Here is a 17,179-nt window from a genome sequence, read left to right as displayed (position 1 = left end):
CCGTGCGCTACGCGCTGATCTCCGATATCCACGCGAATCTCCCGGCGCTCGACGCCGTGCTCGCCGCCATCGATGCCCGGGGCGACGTGGACGCGATCGTGCACGCCGGCGATCTCGTCGGCTACTCGACGTTTCCCAACGAGGTCATGCAGCGCTTGGCGGAGCGGAGAATCGCCGGGGTCGCCGGCAACTACGACTCCACCGTGGCGACGGGCTACAAGCATTGCGGCTGCCGCGCCGATACGCCGCGCCAGGAGGAGCTCGCGCACGTCTCCTACGAGTACACGCTGCGCACGACCCGCGAGGAGACCAAGCGCGCACTCGCGGCGCTGCCGTTCTCGCTCGATCTCCGGCCGCTCGGGGGGCACGGCGCCGGGCCGCGCCTCGTGCTCGTGCACGGCACGCCCACGCTGAATACCGTGTACTGGACCGCCGACCGCGACGACGACTTCTGCCGCAAGATGGCCGCGCTCGTCGGCTTGAAGGCGGGCGACGCCATCGCCTTCGGCCACACGCACAAGCCCTGGCACCGCATCGTGGACGGCATGCACTTCATCAATACGGGGAGCGTCGGCCGCCCCAAGGACGGCGACTGGCGCGCGGGATACGTCCTGCTCGAGCTCGGCGAGGGCGAGGCGCGCGTGACCTTCGAACGCGTGGCGTACGACATCGCGACGACCGTCGCCGGCATCCGTGCCGCCGGCCTGCCCGAGGACTTCGTGACGTTCCTCGAGAGCGGCGGGAAGGCTTAGCCCAGCGCCACGTCGAGCACCATCATCACGATGAAGCCGCCGATGAACCCCAGCGTCGCGATGTCGGTGTTCGCCGCCTGCTGCGTCTCGGGAATCACTTCCTCGACCACCACGTAGATCATCGCGCCGGCGGCGAAGGCGAGGGCGTACGGCAGGATGGGCTGCATGAACAGCACGGCGGCGGCGCCGATGACGCCGGCGACCGGCTCCACCATCGCGCTCGCCTGGCCGAGGCCGAAGCTCTTCCACTTCGAGAGGCCGGCGCGGCGGAGTGGCATCGACACGGCGATGCCCTCGGGGAAGTTCTGCAGGCCGATGCCGATCGCCAGCGCGACGGCGCCGCCGATCGTCGCTTCCGGGATGCCCGCGGCCACGCCGCCGAACAGCACGCCCACCGCGAGGCCTTCGGGGATGTTGTGCAGCGTGATCGCCAGCACGAGCAGCGTCGTGCGATGCCAGGGCGTCTTCACGCCCTCGGTCCTGGAGACATCGAAGTTGATGTGCAGGTGCGGCAGCACCTTGTCGAGCGCGAAGATGAACAGCGCGCCCATCGCGAAGCCCACGGCGGCGGGGAGCCATCCGGGGACGCCCATGCGCTCCGCCATCTCGATCGCCGGGTTGAGCAGCGACCAGAAGCTCGCCGCGACCATCACGCCACCCGTGAAGCCGAGCATGGCGTCGAGCCATTGGCGGCTCATGTTCGGCACGATGAGCACGAGGCCGGCGCCCGCGGCGGTGACGAGCCACGTGAACGTCGTCGCGATCAGCGCGCCGAAGACGGGGTCGGTACGTGCGAAGAAGTCGAGGACCGGAGTCATGGACGAGAAAGTTAGGACGCACTAACTCAATGTCAAGACGCAACTATTGTAGATTCTGCGCCTATGCAAGCGATCGCTGACTACTTCGCCTCCATTCCGTCGTCGCACCGGGCGATGATCCTGGCCGGTGGCATCGCCTTCTTCTGGATCTGGGAAAGCGCCGTGCCGCTGTTCAAGCACGAGTACCGCAAGTGGCCGCATGCGCTGGTGAACTTCTTCTTCACGTTCACCACCATCGTCGTCAACTTCGCGCTGGCCTTCCTGCTGCTGCGCGCCTCGGAGTGGGCGATCGCCCGCGAGTTCGGCCTGCTTTTCTGGCTGCCCGCGATGCCGTTGCTGCTGAGCACGCTTGTCGGATTGCTGATGCTCGACCTGATCTCCGCGTGGCTCGCGCACTTCGTCTCGCATCACGTGCCGCCGCTGTGGAAGCTGCACCTGATTCACCACAGCGACACCCACGTCGACACGACGACCGCGAATCGCCATCACCCGGGCGAGAGCGTGGTGCGCTTCGCGTTCACCGCGCTCGCCGTCGTCGTCACCGGCGCGCCGCTCTGGATGGTCTTCCTCTACCAAGCGATGAGCGTGGTGCTCAGCCAGTTCAACCACGCCAACATCTCGCTGCCCGCGTGGCTGGACCGCGCGATGGCCTGGGTGATCGTGTCGCCCGACATGCACAAGGTGCATCACCATTACGTGCTGCCGCACACGGACTCGAACTTCGGCAACATCTTCTCCGTGTGGGACCGGATGTTCGGCACCTTCCGCACGATCGATCGCGCGCGCTTGGTGTACGGCATCGACACGCACATGGACCCCAAGGAGCACACGGGCATCGGCGCGCTGCTGACGATGCCGTTCCGGCCGAAGCCGCAGCCGACGCGCCCGCCCGCCGAGTGACGGGCCGCCCGTGCTGACGCGCCGCGCACCGCACCCGTTGGTTCTCCTGTTGGGCGGGGTAGGCGCCGCCGCGGTGCTCACCTGGTTGCTGCCTGCCGGGGCTTACGAGCGCACGGTGGATGCCGCGACCGGTGCGGCCCGCGTGATGCCCGGCACCTTCGCGCCGGTCGAGCCCGCACCCGTCGGACTCATGGACGCGCTGCTCGCCGTGCCGCGCGGCTTCGTCTCTGGTGCCGACGTCATCATGACGATCCTCGTGACCGGCGGCGCATTCGGGCTGCTCGATGCCAGCGGCGCGCTCTCGCGGCTCCTCGGCGCCTTGGTCGGCCGCACGCGGCGTCCGGCGCTCGTCGTCATCGGGCTCAGCATCGTGTTCGCCGGATTCGGCGCCGCGGAGCAGATGCACGAGGAGTTCGTCGCGCTGATCCCGGTGCTCGTGATCCTCGCGCGCAACCTCGGCTACGGCTCGGTCACGGCGCTGGCGATGAGCATGGGGGCGGCGATGGTCGGCGCGGCGTTCGGTCCGACGAATCCCTTTGGCACCGGTGCCGCCTTGAAGGCGGCCGAGCTCGCGCCGATGAGCGCGGCGGGGACGCGCGTCGCCGTGCTGCTGGCGGCGCTTGCGGCGTGGATCGCCTACACGCTCTGGCGCGCGCCCGCGGACGACGTGCGCCCCGAGGTCACTGCCCCCTCGACGGAGCCGCCGACCTGGCGCGACGCCTGCTCGCTGCTCGCGCTCGTGCTGCCGATCCTGTTGTACGTCGTCGGCATCCTGCGCTGGGGCTGGGGCATCAACGAACTCTCCGCCCTCGTGCTCGTCGGGGGCTTCGTGGTCGGCGCCCTGCAGCGCTATGCGCTGCGCGAGACGGCCGCGAGGTTCCTCGTGGCGATGGAAGGCATGGTCGCGGCCGGCGTGCTCGTCGGCGTCGCGCGCGGCATTGGCTTGGTGCTCACCGACGGGCGCATCATCGACACGATCATCGCGGGCATCGTCGCGCCGTTGCAGCTGGTGCCCGCCGAGGTGGCGGCGGTCGCAATGATCCCGGCGCACGCCATCATCCACATCGGCGTTTCCTCCACGAGCGGCCAGGCGATGCTCACGATGCCGATCCTCGCGCCGCTGGGGGACCTGCTGGGCATCTCGCGCGATGCCGTCGTGCTCGCGTTCTCCGCCGGCGGCGTGTTCACCGATGCCGTGAACCCCACGAACGGCGCGCTCTTCGCGATGCTCCTGAATGCCAAGCTCACCTACGGACGCTGGCTCAAGTTCGCGATCCCCGGGATGCTGCTCGTCTGGACCGCGGCCGCGGTCGGCATCGTGCTCCTCGGCTAGCCGCCGAGCCGTGGCGATGCCGCGACGCCCCGTCTAGGTTTTCCTGTCTATGCCTCTTCCCGGCGCGACGCCTCCCGGCGACCTCTCCGGCAGCACTGCCGCCGGCAGCACTGCCGCCGGCACGCTGCCCGCGGAGCAGCTGGCGGCGTTCAGCGAGCCCGAAACGGACGTCGCGCTCTGGGCGGTGATCTTCGCCGGCGGCATCGGCTCGCGATTCTGGCCGCTCTCGACGCCGGCGCGCCCGAAGCCGCTGCTCGCGCTCGTGTCCGAGCAGACGCTCATCGAGGAGACGGTGGGACGGCTGCAGCCGACGATCCCGCCCGAGCGCGTGCTGATCCTCACCAGCCGCGACATCGCGCCGGCCATCCGCTCCGTGACGAAGGACGTACCGGACGAGAACGTGCTCGTCGAACCGCGTCCGTTGGGCACCGCGGCGGCGCTGGCGTGGGGGGCGCAGGAGCTCGTGCGTCGCGCGGGCCCGAGCGCGATGTGCGTCGCGATCCACGCGGATCTCGCGGTGGATTTCCCCGAGGAGTTCCGGCGCACGCTGCGCCGTGCCGCCTCCTACGCCGCCCGCGAGCGCGCGTTGGTCTCCGTCGGCATCCAGCCCTCGCGTCCGGAGACGGGCTTCGGATACATCGTGCCGGGGCCGGCGCTCGACGTGGACCACCCGCTCGGCAAGGGTGGAGCGGCCACGACGCTGCGCTACGTCGAGAAGCCGAGCGAACACGAAGCGGCACAGTTGATCCGCGAGGGGTGCCGCTGGCACTCCGGCATCGTCGTCGCCTCGGCGGAGACGATCCTCTCCGAGCTGGCGGCGCACACCCCGGAAGTGCGCGACGGCCTCGAGGCGCTGCGGCTCGGCAACCTGCCCACGTTCGTCGGCATGGTCCGCGCCACCTCGCTCGAGCGCGGATTGCTGGAACGCACGCAGCGTCTCCTCGTCATCCAGGGCGAGTTCGGCTGGGACGACGTCGGTACCTGGGCCTCGCTGCGCCGCGCCCGCGACCTCGATGACGACGGGAACGGCGCCGTCGGCCACGTCCATTTCGTCGAGGCCGACTGCAACGTCGTGCACGCTGAGCGCGGGACGGTCGTGGTGTACGGCGTCTCGCGTATGCTTGTCGTCACGCTCGATGGCCTGACGTTCGTCACCTCGCTCGACCGCGCCACCGATCTGCGTCCGCTGCTCGACGCCCTGCCGGGCTCGATGCGCATCCATCCCACGGGGTCCTGATGAAGAAGAGCACGCTGGTCACCATCCTCATCATTGCCGGCTTCACCGGCCTCCTGCTGTACTCCACGCTCTCGGCACAGCAGGTGGAGTGCTCGGCCTGCGTGACCTTCGAGGGCAAGACGAACTGCGCGACGGCCACCGGCAAGGACGAGGCCGAAGCGTTGAAGACCGTCGTGAACACGGCCTGCGGCACCATCTCGCAGGGCATGGACGGCAGCATCCGCTGCTCGGGGATGCCGCCGCAGCGCCCCGTCTGCCGCACGCGCTAGGCCTCGGGCGGCCGCTCCGTCGCCATCCAGCGGGCGAGCTGCAGCGTGAACAGCGTCGCGCCGATCACGAGCAGCCAGCCCACGCCGCGCAGCATGCGCGCCAACGCCAGGTCCTGCTTGAGCGCGCCGGCACTCGCGAGCAGGTAGTGCCAGTCGTGGCCGCCGCCGTCGGGCGAGAAACTCACGAGATCGAGGTCCTGCGCTCGCGCATCGGCCACGTACCACGAGAGATCGCCGAGCGCAGAGGCGAGGAACAGCGCGCAGACGGCGACGCCGAACCAGTCTTTGGATCGCAGCACCACGGCCGCCGCGCCGATCGGCACGAGCAGTTGCATGAGGCTGCCGCCGGCGATGGTCATCCATTCGCCGAAGAACGCGAAGAACAGGTGCCCGAACTCGTGGGCGCCGAAGTTGATGCCCGCGAAGAGGTGACCACCCATCGCCCGGAGCGGGCGCACGGCCTGCCAGGCGAGCACCGCGAAGAGCGGTACGCGCCAGTGCCATGAACGGCCGGCAGCCCAAGTCCGGGGCGGGGTCAGCACGCGTCGAATCTACCGCGGGCGGAACGGTGGCGTGGGGCGTGGGGTTGTCGTAGAGTACGAGCAGCGTCGTGCGCCTCTCCCCCGCCATCCGCTTGGGGCGCGTCCCCTTGGTCGGCAGCGCCATCGTGATGATTGCGCTGTCGCTGGGCTGCGCGCCCGATCGGCCGCTGCCGCCGTTCGGCGTGCGGCAGGTGGCGATTCTCCTCGATGCCGATACTATGCGCCCGGGGCAGCAGCGCCTCGCGCGCGCGGTCGCGACGGGATTCGGCGGTGAGATCGTCGATGCGCCCGTGGTCTGGCGCTCGCTCACGCCAACGACCCTCGCCGTCAGCGCCGCCGGCCAACTGCTCGCGCTCGCCCCCGGGGTGGGCGTCGTACGCGCCGCCGTGGGAAGCGTCGTGCGCGACCGCGAAATCCAGCTGGTGAACCCGCCGGCCGTCGCCTTCATCGTCGAGCCGGAGTCGCTGGCCCTGCGCCTGCCGGGACCGAGCGTCGTCCCAAGCGTGATCCCGCTCGACGTGTTTGGCGAACCGATCATCGGCGCGGCGCTGCGCTGGTCATCGGACGCCCCGCGTATCGCGACGGTGTCGCCGACGGGCAGTGTCACGCCCGTCGCGGTCGGTGCCTCCACGCTGCGCGTCGAACTCGACGCGGTCTCGCGCGACCTCATGGTGCGCGTCGACGCGGCGGGCGGCGCGTCGGCGCCGAGCATCGATTCCGTGGTGCCGTCTACGATCGTGACCGGCGCGCCATTCACGGTATACGGCACGCGGTTGACGGCGGGCGGCTTATCGAGCGGTCTCGCCGTGGATGGCTTCGCCGCACAGGTGCTCACCAGCGCGAGTACGCAGATCACCGCGCTGGTGCCGTCCACCGCCGCCGCCTGCGTGCCGAGCGGCGAGGCGGCGGTGCAAGTGAGCACGGCCGACGGCATCGGCGCCCATCCGGTGCGCATCGCTTTGGCGCCGCGCCGCACGCCGGCCCTCGGCAGCGCCGTGTTGCTACTCTCCGCCGCGGAGGCGGCCTGCGTCGAGTTGCCGGCGTCGGGTCGCTACCTCGTGAACGTCCTGCACGCGGCGCGCGCCGTCGGGGCCGGCAGCATCGCCCTCTCGGTCGATCACCGCAGCGGTCGCGAGGCGCCGTCGACGCTGCAGTTCGCGTCGGGCCCCGTCCCGTCCTCGGGACAGCACGCGCACCTGGCGCTGCTGGAGCGCAACCGAGCCTTTGCCGCGCACGATGGTGCGCCCGAAGCTCCACGCGTCGGTGTGCGCGCCTCGCTGCAACTCCCGCCACTCGGCGGCTTCGCCGCCGTCCGCGTACCGGATCTCGACGATCCGCGGCTCTGCGTCGGGTTCCGCGCCATCGGCGCGCGCACCGTGTATGACGGCACCCGCATCGCCATCCTCGAGGACACGACGTCGCTCATCGGTGACCGCCCGTCGCTGGCCGGGCAGATGGATGCGGCCATCGCCGCCCTCGGCAGCGAGATCGATCTCACCATCTGGCCGCTGATCGAACGCTTCGGCAATCCGCTCGTCATGGACGACCGCCTGGACGCCAATGGCAAGGTGGTGGTCGTGCTCACGCCGACGCTCAACGCGATGCGGGGCGGCGCCATCATGGGTGCGGTGGTGAGCTGCGACTTCTTCCCGCGCGCCGCGGCGCCGGCGAGCAATGTGGGCGAGATGCTCTACCTGCAGGTGCCCGATGTCCGCGCGCATCCGGATCCGGTCGAGGCGCTCCGCGTGTGGCGGGCGGCCGTGCGCGGCACCATCGCGCACGAACTCAAGCACGTCGTCGGTTTCGCCGAGCGCATCGCGCGCGGCCAGCTGCTCGAGGAATCCTGGCTCGAGGAAGCCACCGCGCGCCATGCGGAGGAGCTCTACACACGCGCGCTCACCGGGCTGACGTCCACCAGCGACGCCGCCTACGCCAGCATCCGCTGCGAGGCGCGCGCGGCGCTCGGCGACGGCAGTTGCCAGGACACACCGGTGCTCATGCGGCCGGCGCTCGCCGGACTGTATCGCTTTCTCGACGCGCGCGGCGCCCGGTCGCCGCTCGGGAGCGTCGCGTCCGGCGACGACAGCTACTACGGGAGCGGATGGTCATTGCTCCGCTTCGCGATGGATCACGCCGCCATCGATGAAGCGAGCTTCACGCGCGCGCTCAGCGTCAACGGACAGTCCGGGATCGCCAATCTCGAGGCGCGCAGCGGCCGCAGCTGGGACGAGCTGCTCGCGCGCTGGTCGCTCGCGGTGGTCACCGACGGTCGCGCCGCCGGCGCCGCGGTCGAGCCGACGCTGCGGCTCAAGGGCTGGGCGCTCGGCGATCTCTTCGAGGGCTTCTGCGGTGACCTCGGGGCCTGTGGCGGTAGCGGCGGCGTGAACGACGTGTTCGGTCGGGCGGATCCCGTGCGGCGCACGGCCTTAGCCGGCAACGTGACGGTCGATCTCGCCGAACTCGCGCCCGGTGGCTTCGCGACGTTCGAACTCGCGCCGTCCACCGCCGGCAGCACCAGGCTGCTGCGCTTGCGCGGACTCGGCGGCGCGCCGTTGCCGTCGACGGCGCGCGTCGCGTTGCTGCGCGTCGAGTAGCCTACGCCTCTCGCAGCACCGCCATCGGGGTCTCGCGGAACACGTCGCGACCGGTGAGCAGGCCGATCGAGACCGCGAGTGCCATCATCGCGCCGGCGATGCCGAGCGCCGGTAACGCCGCGAACGTGAACGTGCCTTCGAACACGAAGGTGATCAGTCCCCACGCGCCGCCGACCGCGAGCAGCATGCCCGAGAGGCTGCCGAGCAGCCCCAGCACCGCGTACTCGGCGAGCAGGATGCGGCCGATCTGCGCGCGCGTCGCGCCCAGCGTCTTGAGCAGCACGCCCTCGCGCAGGCGGTCGCGGCGCGTGGCGGCCACGGCGCTGAACAGCACCGGGATGCCCATCGCGAGCGAGAACAGCGCGAGGAAGCGCACGGTGAGCGTCACCTTGCTCACGATCTGGTTGATCGTGCCGCGTACCAGCGAGAGGTCGATGCTCGATACGTTCGGGTACCGCCGCACCGCGTCGCGCTGCAGGCGGGCGACCGCCGTGTCGCTCGACACGGCGGCGATGGTCACGAACTGGGCGGGCGCGCCTTGCAGCGCCGCCGTTTGGAACACCGCGAAGAAGTTCGGTTCGAAGCGGCCCCAGTCCACCTCGCGGGTGCTCGTCACCACCGCCCGGATCGTGACGCCCTGCACGTCCCACTGCAGCGTGTCGCCGAGCGCGGCGTGCAGCTCGTCGGTGATGTCGCGCTCGAGCGACACCTCGTAGACGCCGCTGGGCAGTGCCCGCGCGCCGAACCACTCGCCGGTCAGCAGCGTCTCCGTCGGGACGATCGAGTCCCGGTACGTCGAGCGATACTCGCGCCGCAGCGCCCAGTTGCGCGCGGGGATGCCGACGCGCTCCGCCCATTCCTCGCTCGTGAGCCCGTTGCCGCCGGCGAACCGCATGGTCACGATCGGCGTTTCGCTGACGATCTCATGGCCCGCCGTGCCGATCAGCTCGGCCAATCCGCTGCGCTGGTCTTCCTGGACGTCGAAGAACACCAGGTTGCCCCGCGACTGCGCGGCCGTGAACTCGAACTGCGCCAGCAAGTTCGTCTGCACGAGCACGATCGTCGTCACGAGGAACGAGCCGAATCCCAGCGCCAGGATCACCGACTGCGTCTGGGCGGCGGGGCGGTGCAGGTTCGCCACGCCTTGGCGCAGCACGTACGGCCAGCTCGGCGCGACGATGCGGCGCGTGAGGCGGGCCAAGCCCGCGGCGGCGAGCCACAGCGTGCCGATGCTCACGAACACGCCCACGGCAAACAGCAGGCCCTGCGGCACGGTCTCGGCGCGGTTGACCGCGAGCCCGATCACCGACGCCACCAGCGCGACGTTGGTGAGCTGCGTGGCGGTGTCCTTGCGGCGCGATTCCGCGAGCGCCGCGTCATCGCGGCGGATCGCCTGCAACGGCGAGACGCGACGGAGGACCAGCAGCGGACGCAGCGCGAAGACCACCGCCACCCAGACGCCGATCGCCAGGCCGAGCAGGATCGCACTCGGCACCAACGTCACCTGCACATCGACGGGCAGGAAGTCGCCGAGCACCTGCGGCAAGCCGAACTGGATGCCGATGCCGAGGACCACGCCCACCGCGGCACCCACGAAACCCATCGCCGCCGCCTGCACGAGATAGATCGTCAGCACCTGCGCGCTGGACGCCCCGAGGCAGCGCAGGACCGCGACGGTGTCGATCTTCCGCTGCACGAAGGCATTCACGCCGCTCGCGACGCCGATGCCGCCGAGCAGCAGCGCGATGAGGCCGACGACGGAGAGAAAGCGCGCGAGCTGCTGGATGGCATCGGTCAGGTCGATCTCCCGTTCCTCGACCGTGCGGATGCGGATGTTCTCCTTCTCGAGGCGCGGTCGCAGCGGCGCGACCCAGATCGGCGTCTTCGTGCCCTCGGGGAGCTTGAGCACGGCCTCGTACTCGGCGCGCGCGCCGGCCGTGATGAGGCCCGTCTCGGCGAGATGCCGCGCCGGGATGAACACCCGCGGCCCGATGGTCGCGGCGATGCCCGGATCGCCCGGGATGTTGGTGATCGACGCCAGGATCTCGAAGCGCGCGTAGCCGATCCGCAGCGAGTCGCCGACCTGGGCGTCGAGCCCGATCAGCACGGAGGGATCGACCATCACGTAGCGGCCGCGATGCAACTCGGCCCAGCGGCCGGCGGGTTCGGTCAGCACTTCGCCGTAGAACGGGAAGCCGGGCGTCACCGCGCGCACCTGCGTGAGCCGCGTGTTGCCACTCGGGTACGCCGATGCCATCGAGGCGAAGCTCGTGACCTTGGCCCAGGGGTAGCCGGCCGTCGCCAGCGAGTCGAGCACGGAATCGGCGGCGGCGGTGAAGCCTTGGCGCGCGCGCAGGTTGAGGTCGCCGCCCATGAGGGTGCGCGACTGGTCCTTGATCGAGCGCTGGACGTTGGCCGCAAAGGAGTCGATGGCCACCAGCGCCGCCACACCCAGCGAGATGCTGCTCATATAGAGCAGCAGGCGACGGCGAGCGGTGCGGCTCTCCCGCCACGCGAGGCGGAAGAGCGTCGAGAGCGGAGCCCTCACGCGCTGGCTCCGGCGGCTGCGGTCGGGTCGTCCGAAGCCGCGGCGTGCGTACCCGAACCGCCGCGCCCCGCGCGATCCTCGATGACGACGCCGTCGCGCAGGCGGATGACGCGCTGCGCGTGCTCGGCCAGCGAGAGGTCGTGCGTGACGATGACGACCGTCGCGCCGGACTCCTGGTTCAGTTGGTCGAGCAGCGCGACGATCTTCGCGCCGGTCGCCCCGTCGAGATTCCCCGTGGGTTCGTCGGCGAAGAGGATCTTCGGCTCGTTCGCGAAGGCGCGCGCGATGGCGACGCGCTGCTGCTCGCCGCCGGAGAGCTGCGAGGGAAAGTGGTCGAGACGGTCGCCCAGCCCGACGCGCGAGAGGAGGTCGCGGGCCTTCTCGCCCGCGTCGCTGCGGCCCTGCAGCTCGAGCGGCACTTGCACGTTCTCCTGCGCCGTCAGCGTCGGGATGAGTTGAAACGATTGGAAAATGAACCCAACTTTCTCGCCACGCAGGCGGGCCCGCGCGTCCTCATCGAGGCGCGTCAGGTCCACGCCATCCAGGAGGACGGCGCCGCGCGTGGGCTGATCGAGGCCCGCGAGCAGGCCGAGCAGCGTCGTCTTCCCGCTTCCCGAGGGCCCCACGATGGCAACGAACGCTCCTTCGGGAATGTCGAATGACACGTCACGCAGCACGGCCAACGGGGCCGTGCCGCTGCGGTATTCCTTCGTCAACGTGCGAGCGACGAGCATGGGCAGAGTGAGAGTTCGGGCGGGAATGGCGCTGGTGGCGCTCGGGGCCGCGGTCGCGGCCTGCGGGGGCTCCGAGACCAAGCCCGCCGCGACGGCGCAGGTTCCGGTGGAATCAACCACGGCGACACCGACTGTGGCAACGGATGGTCGTGTGCGCGTCCTGTTTGTCGGGACGTCGCTGACCGCCGGATTGGGGCTGGACCCCGAGCAGGCCTATCCGGCCGTCCTTCAAGCGATCGCCGATTCGGCCAACTATCGCATCCAGGTCGTCAACGCCGGCCTGTCCGGCGAGACCTCGGCCGGCGCGCTGCGGCGCGTGGATTGGCTCCTCCGCGACACGCCGCCGCAGGTCGTCGTTATCGAGACCGGGGCCAACGACGGGCTGCGCGGCCTCTTGCCGGATACCACGCAGGCCAATCTCACCGGCATCATCACGAAGGTGCGCGCCGTGAATCCCGAGGCGCGCATCCTGCTGGCGCAGATGGAGGCGCCGCCGAACCTCGGGCCGCAGTACACGCGGCGCTTCCGCGATGTCTTCCTCGCCGTCGCCGCCGACCAGGCGGTGACGCTCATCCCCTTCTTCCTCGACGGAGTCGCCGGCGTGCCGACCATGAACCAGGCGGATGGCATTCATCCCACGGCGGAGGGCGCGCAGCTCGCGGCGCGTAACATGTGGCGTACCCTCGCACCGGTGCTGCGCGAAGTGCCGGGAGTGTTGGCCCAATGAGCCGCGCGCGCATGCTGGGCCTCGTACTCGTCCCCACGCTTGGGGCGATCGCTGCTGCGGCGCCGCTCTCGGCACAGTCGCTGGGCACGCCGCGCCCTGCGCTCTTCGCCGAGCCCGACCCCTCGCCCGACGGCCGCGAGCTCGCGGTCGTCTCGGGTGGCGACATCTGGGTCGTGTCGGCCAGCGGTGGCGAGGCACGCCTGCTCGTCGCGCACGAGGCCAATGACTATCGCCCGCGCTGGTCGCCGGATGGCAAGCAGCTCGCGTTCGTCTCCACGCGCAGCGGCAACGGCGACATCTACGTGCTGGAGCTCGCGACCAACGCCGTGCGTCGCGTGACGTACGACGACGGTGCCGAACAGCTGGATGCGTGGTCTCCCGACGGGCAGTGGCTGTACTTCTCGAGTTCCTCGCAGGACATCGCCGGCATGCAGGATGTGTATCGCGTGCGGGCGAGCGGCGGCACGCCGGCGCGCGTCGCCGGGGATCGTTACGCGAGCGAGTACTGGGCGGCCCCGGCACCGGATGGCCGCCGGCTGGCGATCACCGCGCGCGGCACCACGGCGGGCCAATGGTGGCGGCGCGGGTCCTCGCACATCGACGAAGCCGAGATCTGGACCGTGTCGCTGGAGGAGACCCCCGTCTATGCGCGCGTGTCCTCGGGGGAGCGCCCGGGCAAGGGGCGCGACGTGTGGCCGATGTGGACGCCCGATGGCCAGGCGATCGTGTACATGAGCGACCGCGGCGGCGTCGAGAACCTGTATCGCCAGCGCGTCGGCGCGGCGGATCGCGAGGCGCTCACGCGCTTCACCGACGGGCGCGTCCTCTGGCCGCGCATGAGCCGCGACGGCAGCACGGTGTACTTCGAGCGGGATTTCCAGGTGTGGAAGCTCACGCTCGACGGCTCGGCACCCGCACCGCTGCCCATCACGCTGCGCGGCAGCGCCACGCGCCCGCAGGGCGAGCGCCTGTCGCTCACCACCGGCGTGCAGGAGTTCGCGCTCTCGCCAGATGCGAAGAAGCTCGCCGTCATCGTCCGTGGCGAGCTGTTCGCCGCCGACGCCAAGGAGGGCGGGGAGGCGACGCGCCTCACGACCAGCGTCGTCCCCGAGGGCATGCCCGCCTGGGCGCCGGACAGTCGGCGCCTGGCGTTCACGGCCTGGCGCGGTGCGAAGGCGGGTCTCTTCCTCTATGACGTGGCGGCGCGGAGCGAGCGCCCGCTCACGCCGGGCGGTGACGACGTGAACCCGACGTGGTCCCCGGACGGCAAGCTCGTCGCCTTCGTGCGCGATGGACGCGAGCTTCGCATCGTCGACGTGGCGAGCGGCGCCGAACGCCTGCTCGCGACCGGGCGTCAGCTCGGGCGCGTACCGTTTCTCCCCGAGCGGAACTTCGCATTCTCGCCGGACGGCTCACACCTCGCGTATCTCGACATCACCGACCGCGGTTTCCTGAATGCCTTCGTCGTGCCCGTGGCCGGAGGTGCGGCGCGGCAGGTCAGCTTCCTCTCCAGCGCCTTCGGCGGCACCGTCACCTGGGCTGCGGATGGCCGCGCACTCTACTTCACCAACTCGCAGCGCACCGAGCAGAGCCAAGTGATCCGCGTGGACCTCGTGTCGCGCGGACCCGCGTTCCGTGAGGCGCGCTTCGATGCGCTCTTCACGCGGGACTCGACGCCCGCCGGCAGCGTGCGCATCGACACCACGGGCCTGCGGCGTCGGGCCACGGCCATGCCGATCAATCTCTCCGTGGGGTCGGTCGCGGTGAGTCCCGATGGCAAGACGCTCGCCATGATCGGCACGGCGGCCGGCCAGACGCAGCTGTGGACCTGGCCGCTCGAGGAGGGTGGCAGCGAGGCGCCGCAGTTGCGGCAGGTCACGTCGAGCGCGGGCGGCAAGGGCAACCTGCGCTGGTCGCCGGACAGCAAGGAGCTCTGGTTCCTCAGCGGCGGCCGCGTGCAGGCGATCGGCGTCGAGAACCGGCAGCTCCGCAGCATCAGCCTGACGGCCACGCTGACCACGGACTTCGTGGCCGAGCGCGCCGAGGTTTTCCGCCAGGTCTGGGGCTGGACGGCTGAGAACTTCTATGATGCCGACATGCACGACGTCGACTGGCCGGCGATGCGCACGCGCTATGCGCCGATCGTCGCCGCTGCGCAGACGCCGGAGGAAATGCGCCGCGCGCTCGGCCTCATGATCGGCGAACTCAACGCGTCGCACACGGGCGTCGGCGGGCCGTCGGCGCAGCCGCCTTCCACGGGGCGCCTGGGCATCGACCTCGACCGCGCCGCACTCGAGCGCGATGGCTCGCTGCGGATCGCCGCCATCCTGCCGCGCGGCCCCGTGGCCTTGGCGGGCGGCGTCGCGGTGGGTGATATCATCGTCGCCGTGGACGAGTCGCCCGTGCGCGGCGCCAATCTCGACTCGCTGCTCACCTTCACCACGGGCCGCCGCGTCACACTGCGCGTGCGGAATGCGTCGGACGGCCGCACGTCGCGTCTGGTGACGGTGCAGCCGATCAGCACCGGTGCCGAGAAGGCGCTGCGCTACGAGGCGTGGGTGGAGGAGCGCCGGGCGTACGTCGCCAAGGCCAGCAACGGCCGCTTGGGCTACGTGCACATGCTGGACATGGGCGAGGGTTCGCTGCGCCAGCTCTACTTGGACCTCGACGCCGAGAACCTGGGCCGCGATGGCGTCGTGATCGACATCCGCAACAACAACGGCGGCTTCGTGAACGCGTATGCGCTCGACGTGTTCGCGCGCCGGCCGTACATCACGATGGAGCGGCGCGGCACGGGGGTCGAAGCGTCGGCGCGGTTGCAGCTGGGCCAGCGGGCCTACGAGAAGCCCACGGTGCTGGTCACGAACCAGCATTCGCTGAGCGACGCCGAGGACTTCACCGAGGGCTATCGCGCGCTGGGTCTGGGGCCGGTGATCGGCGAGCCGACGTCGGGCTGGATCATCTACACGAGCAACGTCACGCTGTTCGAGGGCACGACGCTGCGCATCCCGTTCATCCGGATCCGCGACGCCGAGGGCAAGGACATGGAGCTCTTCCCGCGGCCGGTGGACGTGCGGGTGGACCGGCCGGTGGGCGAGGAGTACCGGGGGGTCGACAGCCAGCTGGATGCGGCGGTGCGCGCGCTGCTGGCGCGGCTCCGGTAGGCAGGACGGGGCGAACGGGGTCCGTTGACCGAGGGGGAAAGCGCAGTTAAGCTTAAAGGCTGTCTAGGTTTACCTGCGCTTTTCACTCCGTTCTTTTCGGTCCGACTATGGCACTGCCGGCCACCCAGATCCGCCGCGGGATGGTGATCGTCTTCGAGGGCGATCCCTGCCGTATCATCGAGTTCCGCCACCACACGCCGGGCAACCTGCGTGCGATGGTGCAGGCGAAGCTCAAGAACCTGCGCTCGGGCAACAACTTCGAGCACCGCTTCCGCGCCGACGACCAGATCCACAAGGCGGACATGGAGACGCAGGAACTGCAGTTCCTGTACAAGGCGGGCGACACGTATCACTTCATGAACACGGACAACTACGAGCAGCTCGAGATGGACGACGAGACGCTCGGGGACAATGCCCAGTGGATGCAGGACAACATGATGGTGATGGTGGAGTTCTATAACGGCAAGCCGATGTCGGTGCAGCTCCCGCAGTTCCTGAACTTCACGATCGTCGACACCGCGCCGGTGATGAAGACGGCGACGAAGACGGCCAGCTCGAAGCCGGCCAAGCTCGAGAACGGCGTGACGATCAACGTGCCGGAGTTCATCGCCACGGGTGAGCGCGTGCGCGTGAATCCGAACACTGGCGAGTACATGGATCGCGCAAAGGACTAGTTGATAAGCCCGGACCGCTCCACTATTTTTCGGATTCTCCGGCCGATGCGGGCCGAGATATGGTGGCTGTAGCTCAGTCGGTTAGAGCATCGGATTGTGGTTCCGAGGGTCGCGGGTTCGAATCCCGTCAGCCACCCCTCGAGGTCTTAGGTCCGTAGCTCAATTGGTAGAGCACCGGTCTCCAAAACCGGCGGTTGGGGGTTCGATTCCCTCCGGGCCTGTTGGGACTGCAGATGTAAGCTGTAAGTCGGAAGATGTGAGAAGACGGGAGTGCGAGACGGCAGAGCGTGGAAGTGGTTGCAGTTCGGTTGCAGTCCGCTTTCATCTCACGTCTCTGATCTCAAGTCTGCCCTTTGGCGGTATCGTCTAGAGGCCTAGGACACAGCCCTCTCAAGGCTGGAACACGGGTTCGAATCCCGTTACCGCTACTGTTGGATGCAGCATCGCTGGTGTGGCACCGTGGGACATCGGCCCCATCGTCTATCGGCTAGGACGGCACCCTTTCAAGGTGCAGAGACGGGTTCGATTCCCGTTGGGGCTACTCCGCCCCCGCTTGGGGGAGGAAGTTGGAGCAGGAGGTGCGGGTGAAGGATCGGGTCACCGTTCCCAGCCAGTGCACGCGCAGGACGTAGTTGGGGGCGTAGCTCAGTTTGGTTAGAGCACTCGACTGTCACTCGAGAGGTCGCGGGTTCGAGCCCCGTCGCTCCCGTTCAGGAAGAATGGCAAAGGTGAAGGATGAAGGGGTTTCCGTTCAGCCTTCACCTTGTCCGTTCCTCCCCCGTAGGAAAGCCCTGGTGGTGAAATTGGTAGACACGCCATCTTGAGGGGGTGGTGCCGCAAGGCGTCGCGGTTCGAGTCCGCGCCAGGGCATGTCGGTGTGGTTCCTC

At 69.7% G+C, this 17,179-nt stretch carries 13 protein-coding genes and 6 tRNA genes; 15 read left to right on the top strand and 4 right to left on the bottom strand.

The window, feature by feature from the left end; genetic code table 11:
• Positions 1-2 precede the first annotated feature (2 nt).
• Positions 3-752 (top strand): metallophosphoesterase family protein, encoded by a 750-nt coding sequence (locus Strain318_RS09975; protein ID WP_367885555.1) that lies wholly within the window; start codon positions 3-5, stop codon positions 750-752.
• Here Strain318_RS09975 and Strain318_RS09970 read toward each other — a convergent pair.
• Entirely contained in the window at positions 749-1,570 is an 822-nt protein-coding gene (locus Strain318_RS09970; RefSeq protein ID WP_367885554.1) for a ZIP family metal transporter, read from the bottom strand. The two genes, Strain318_RS09975 and Strain318_RS09970, sit on opposite strands and share 4 nt — an antisense overlap.
• Before the next feature lie 63 nt (positions 1,571-1,633).
• Here Strain318_RS09970 and Strain318_RS09965 point away from each other — a divergent pair, with 63 nt between their 5' ends.
• Genes Strain318_RS09965 through Strain318_RS09950 form a run of 4 tightly spaced genes read left to right on the top strand, consistent with a single transcriptional unit; the run spans position 1,634 to position 5,309 of the window.
• Positions 1,634-2,470 carry a sterol desaturase family protein gene (locus Strain318_RS09965; protein ID WP_367885553.1) on the top strand — a complete coding sequence of 279 codons (837 nt, stop codon included), beginning with the start codon at positions 1,634-1,636 and terminating at the stop codon, positions 2,468-2,470.
• 10 nt (positions 2,471-2,480) lie between these two features.
• A complete protein-coding gene (locus Strain318_RS09960; RefSeq protein WP_367885552.1) occupies positions 2,481-3,803 on the top strand; it encodes a Na+/H+ antiporter NhaC family protein in 1,323 nt (440 codons plus the stop codon).
• A 49-nt stretch (positions 3,804-3,852) separates the two neighbouring features.
• A complete protein-coding gene (locus Strain318_RS09955) occupies positions 3,853-5,040 on the top strand; it encodes a mannose-1-phosphate guanylyltransferase (protein WP_367885551.1) in 1,188 nt (395 codons plus the stop codon).
• Entirely contained in the window at positions 5,040-5,309 is a 270-nt protein-coding gene (locus Strain318_RS09950) for a hypothetical protein (RefSeq protein ID WP_367885550.1), read from the top strand. Before Strain318_RS09955 ends, Strain318_RS09950 begins: the two co-directional genes overlap by 1 nt.
• Here Strain318_RS09950 and Strain318_RS09945 read toward each other — a convergent pair.
• Positions 5,306-5,851 (bottom strand): hypothetical protein, encoded by a 546-nt coding sequence (locus Strain318_RS09945; RefSeq protein WP_367885549.1) that lies wholly within the window; start codon positions 5,849-5,851, stop codon positions 5,306-5,308. The genes Strain318_RS09950 and Strain318_RS09945 overlap by 4 nt on opposite strands.
• 68 nt (positions 5,852-5,919) lie before the next feature.
• On the opposite strand from Strain318_RS09945, the gene Strain318_RS09940 reads away from it, so the two are divergent.
• Entirely contained in the window at positions 5,920-8,445 is a 2,526-nt protein-coding gene (locus Strain318_RS09940) for an IPT/TIG domain-containing protein (protein WP_367885548.1), read from the top strand.
• A 1-nt stretch (position 8,446) separates the two neighbouring features.
• On the opposite strand, the gene Strain318_RS09935 is transcribed toward Strain318_RS09940, so the two are convergent.
• A complete protein-coding gene (locus Strain318_RS09935; RefSeq protein ID WP_367885547.1) occupies positions 8,447-10,993 on the bottom strand; it encodes an ABC transporter permease in 2,547 nt (848 codons plus the stop codon).
• Positions 10,990-11,727, bottom strand: a complete 738-nt coding sequence (locus Strain318_RS09930) for an ABC transporter ATP-binding protein (RefSeq protein ID WP_367885546.1) — start codon at positions 11,725-11,727, stop codon at positions 10,990-10,992. The genes Strain318_RS09935 and Strain318_RS09930 overlap by 4 nt, the downstream gene beginning before the upstream one ends.
• 7 nt (positions 11,728-11,734) lie before the next feature.
• Here Strain318_RS09930 and Strain318_RS09925 point away from each other — a divergent pair, with 7 nt between their 5' ends.
• From Strain318_RS09925 to Strain318_RS09885, 9 genes are all read left to right on the top strand, one after another.
• Positions 11,735-12,454, top strand: coding sequence for an arylesterase (locus tag Strain318_RS09925; protein ID WP_367885545.1), 720 nt, complete (start codon positions 11,735-11,737; stop codon positions 12,452-12,454).
• Positions 12,451-15,618 carry a S41 family peptidase gene (locus Strain318_RS09920; protein WP_367885544.1) on the top strand — a complete coding sequence of 1,056 codons (3,168 nt, stop codon included), beginning with the start codon at positions 12,451-12,453 and terminating at the stop codon, positions 15,616-15,618. Before Strain318_RS09925 ends, Strain318_RS09920 begins: the two co-directional genes overlap by 4 nt.
• Before the next feature lie 107 nt (positions 15,619-15,725).
• Positions 15,726-16,292, top strand: coding sequence for an elongation factor P (gene efp, locus Strain318_RS09915; protein ID WP_367885543.1), 567 nt, complete (start codon positions 15,726-15,728; stop codon positions 16,290-16,292).
• A gap of 62 nt (positions 16,293-16,354) precedes the next feature.
• A tRNA-His gene (locus Strain318_RS09910) sits at positions 16,355-16,428 on the top strand.
• Positions 16,429-16,440: 12 nt separating this feature from the next.
• Positions 16,441-16,513 (top strand) — tRNA-Trp (locus tag Strain318_RS09905).
• A gap of 134 nt (positions 16,514-16,647) precedes the next feature.
• A tRNA-Glu gene (locus Strain318_RS09900) sits at positions 16,648-16,720 on the top strand.
• Between the two features lie 41 nt (positions 16,721-16,761).
• A tRNA-Glu gene (locus Strain318_RS09895) sits at positions 16,762-16,833 on the top strand.
• Between the two features lie 93 nt (positions 16,834-16,926).
• Positions 16,927-17,001 (top strand) — tRNA-Asp (locus Strain318_RS09890).
• Positions 17,002-17,080: 79 nt separating this feature from the next.
• A tRNA-Leu gene (locus tag Strain318_RS09885) sits at positions 17,081-17,162 on the top strand.
• Positions 17,163-17,179: the final 17 nt, after the last annotated feature.

The sequence above is a fragment of the Pseudogemmatithrix spongiicola genome, from assembly GCF_030623445.1.
GTDB classification, from domain to species: domain Bacteria; phylum Gemmatimonadota; class Gemmatimonadetes; order Gemmatimonadales; family Gemmatimonadaceae; genus Pseudogemmatithrix; species Pseudogemmatithrix spongiicola.
Note: the sequence above shows the minus strand (reverse complement) of the source record. Positions and strands in the feature narration are given on the sequence as shown.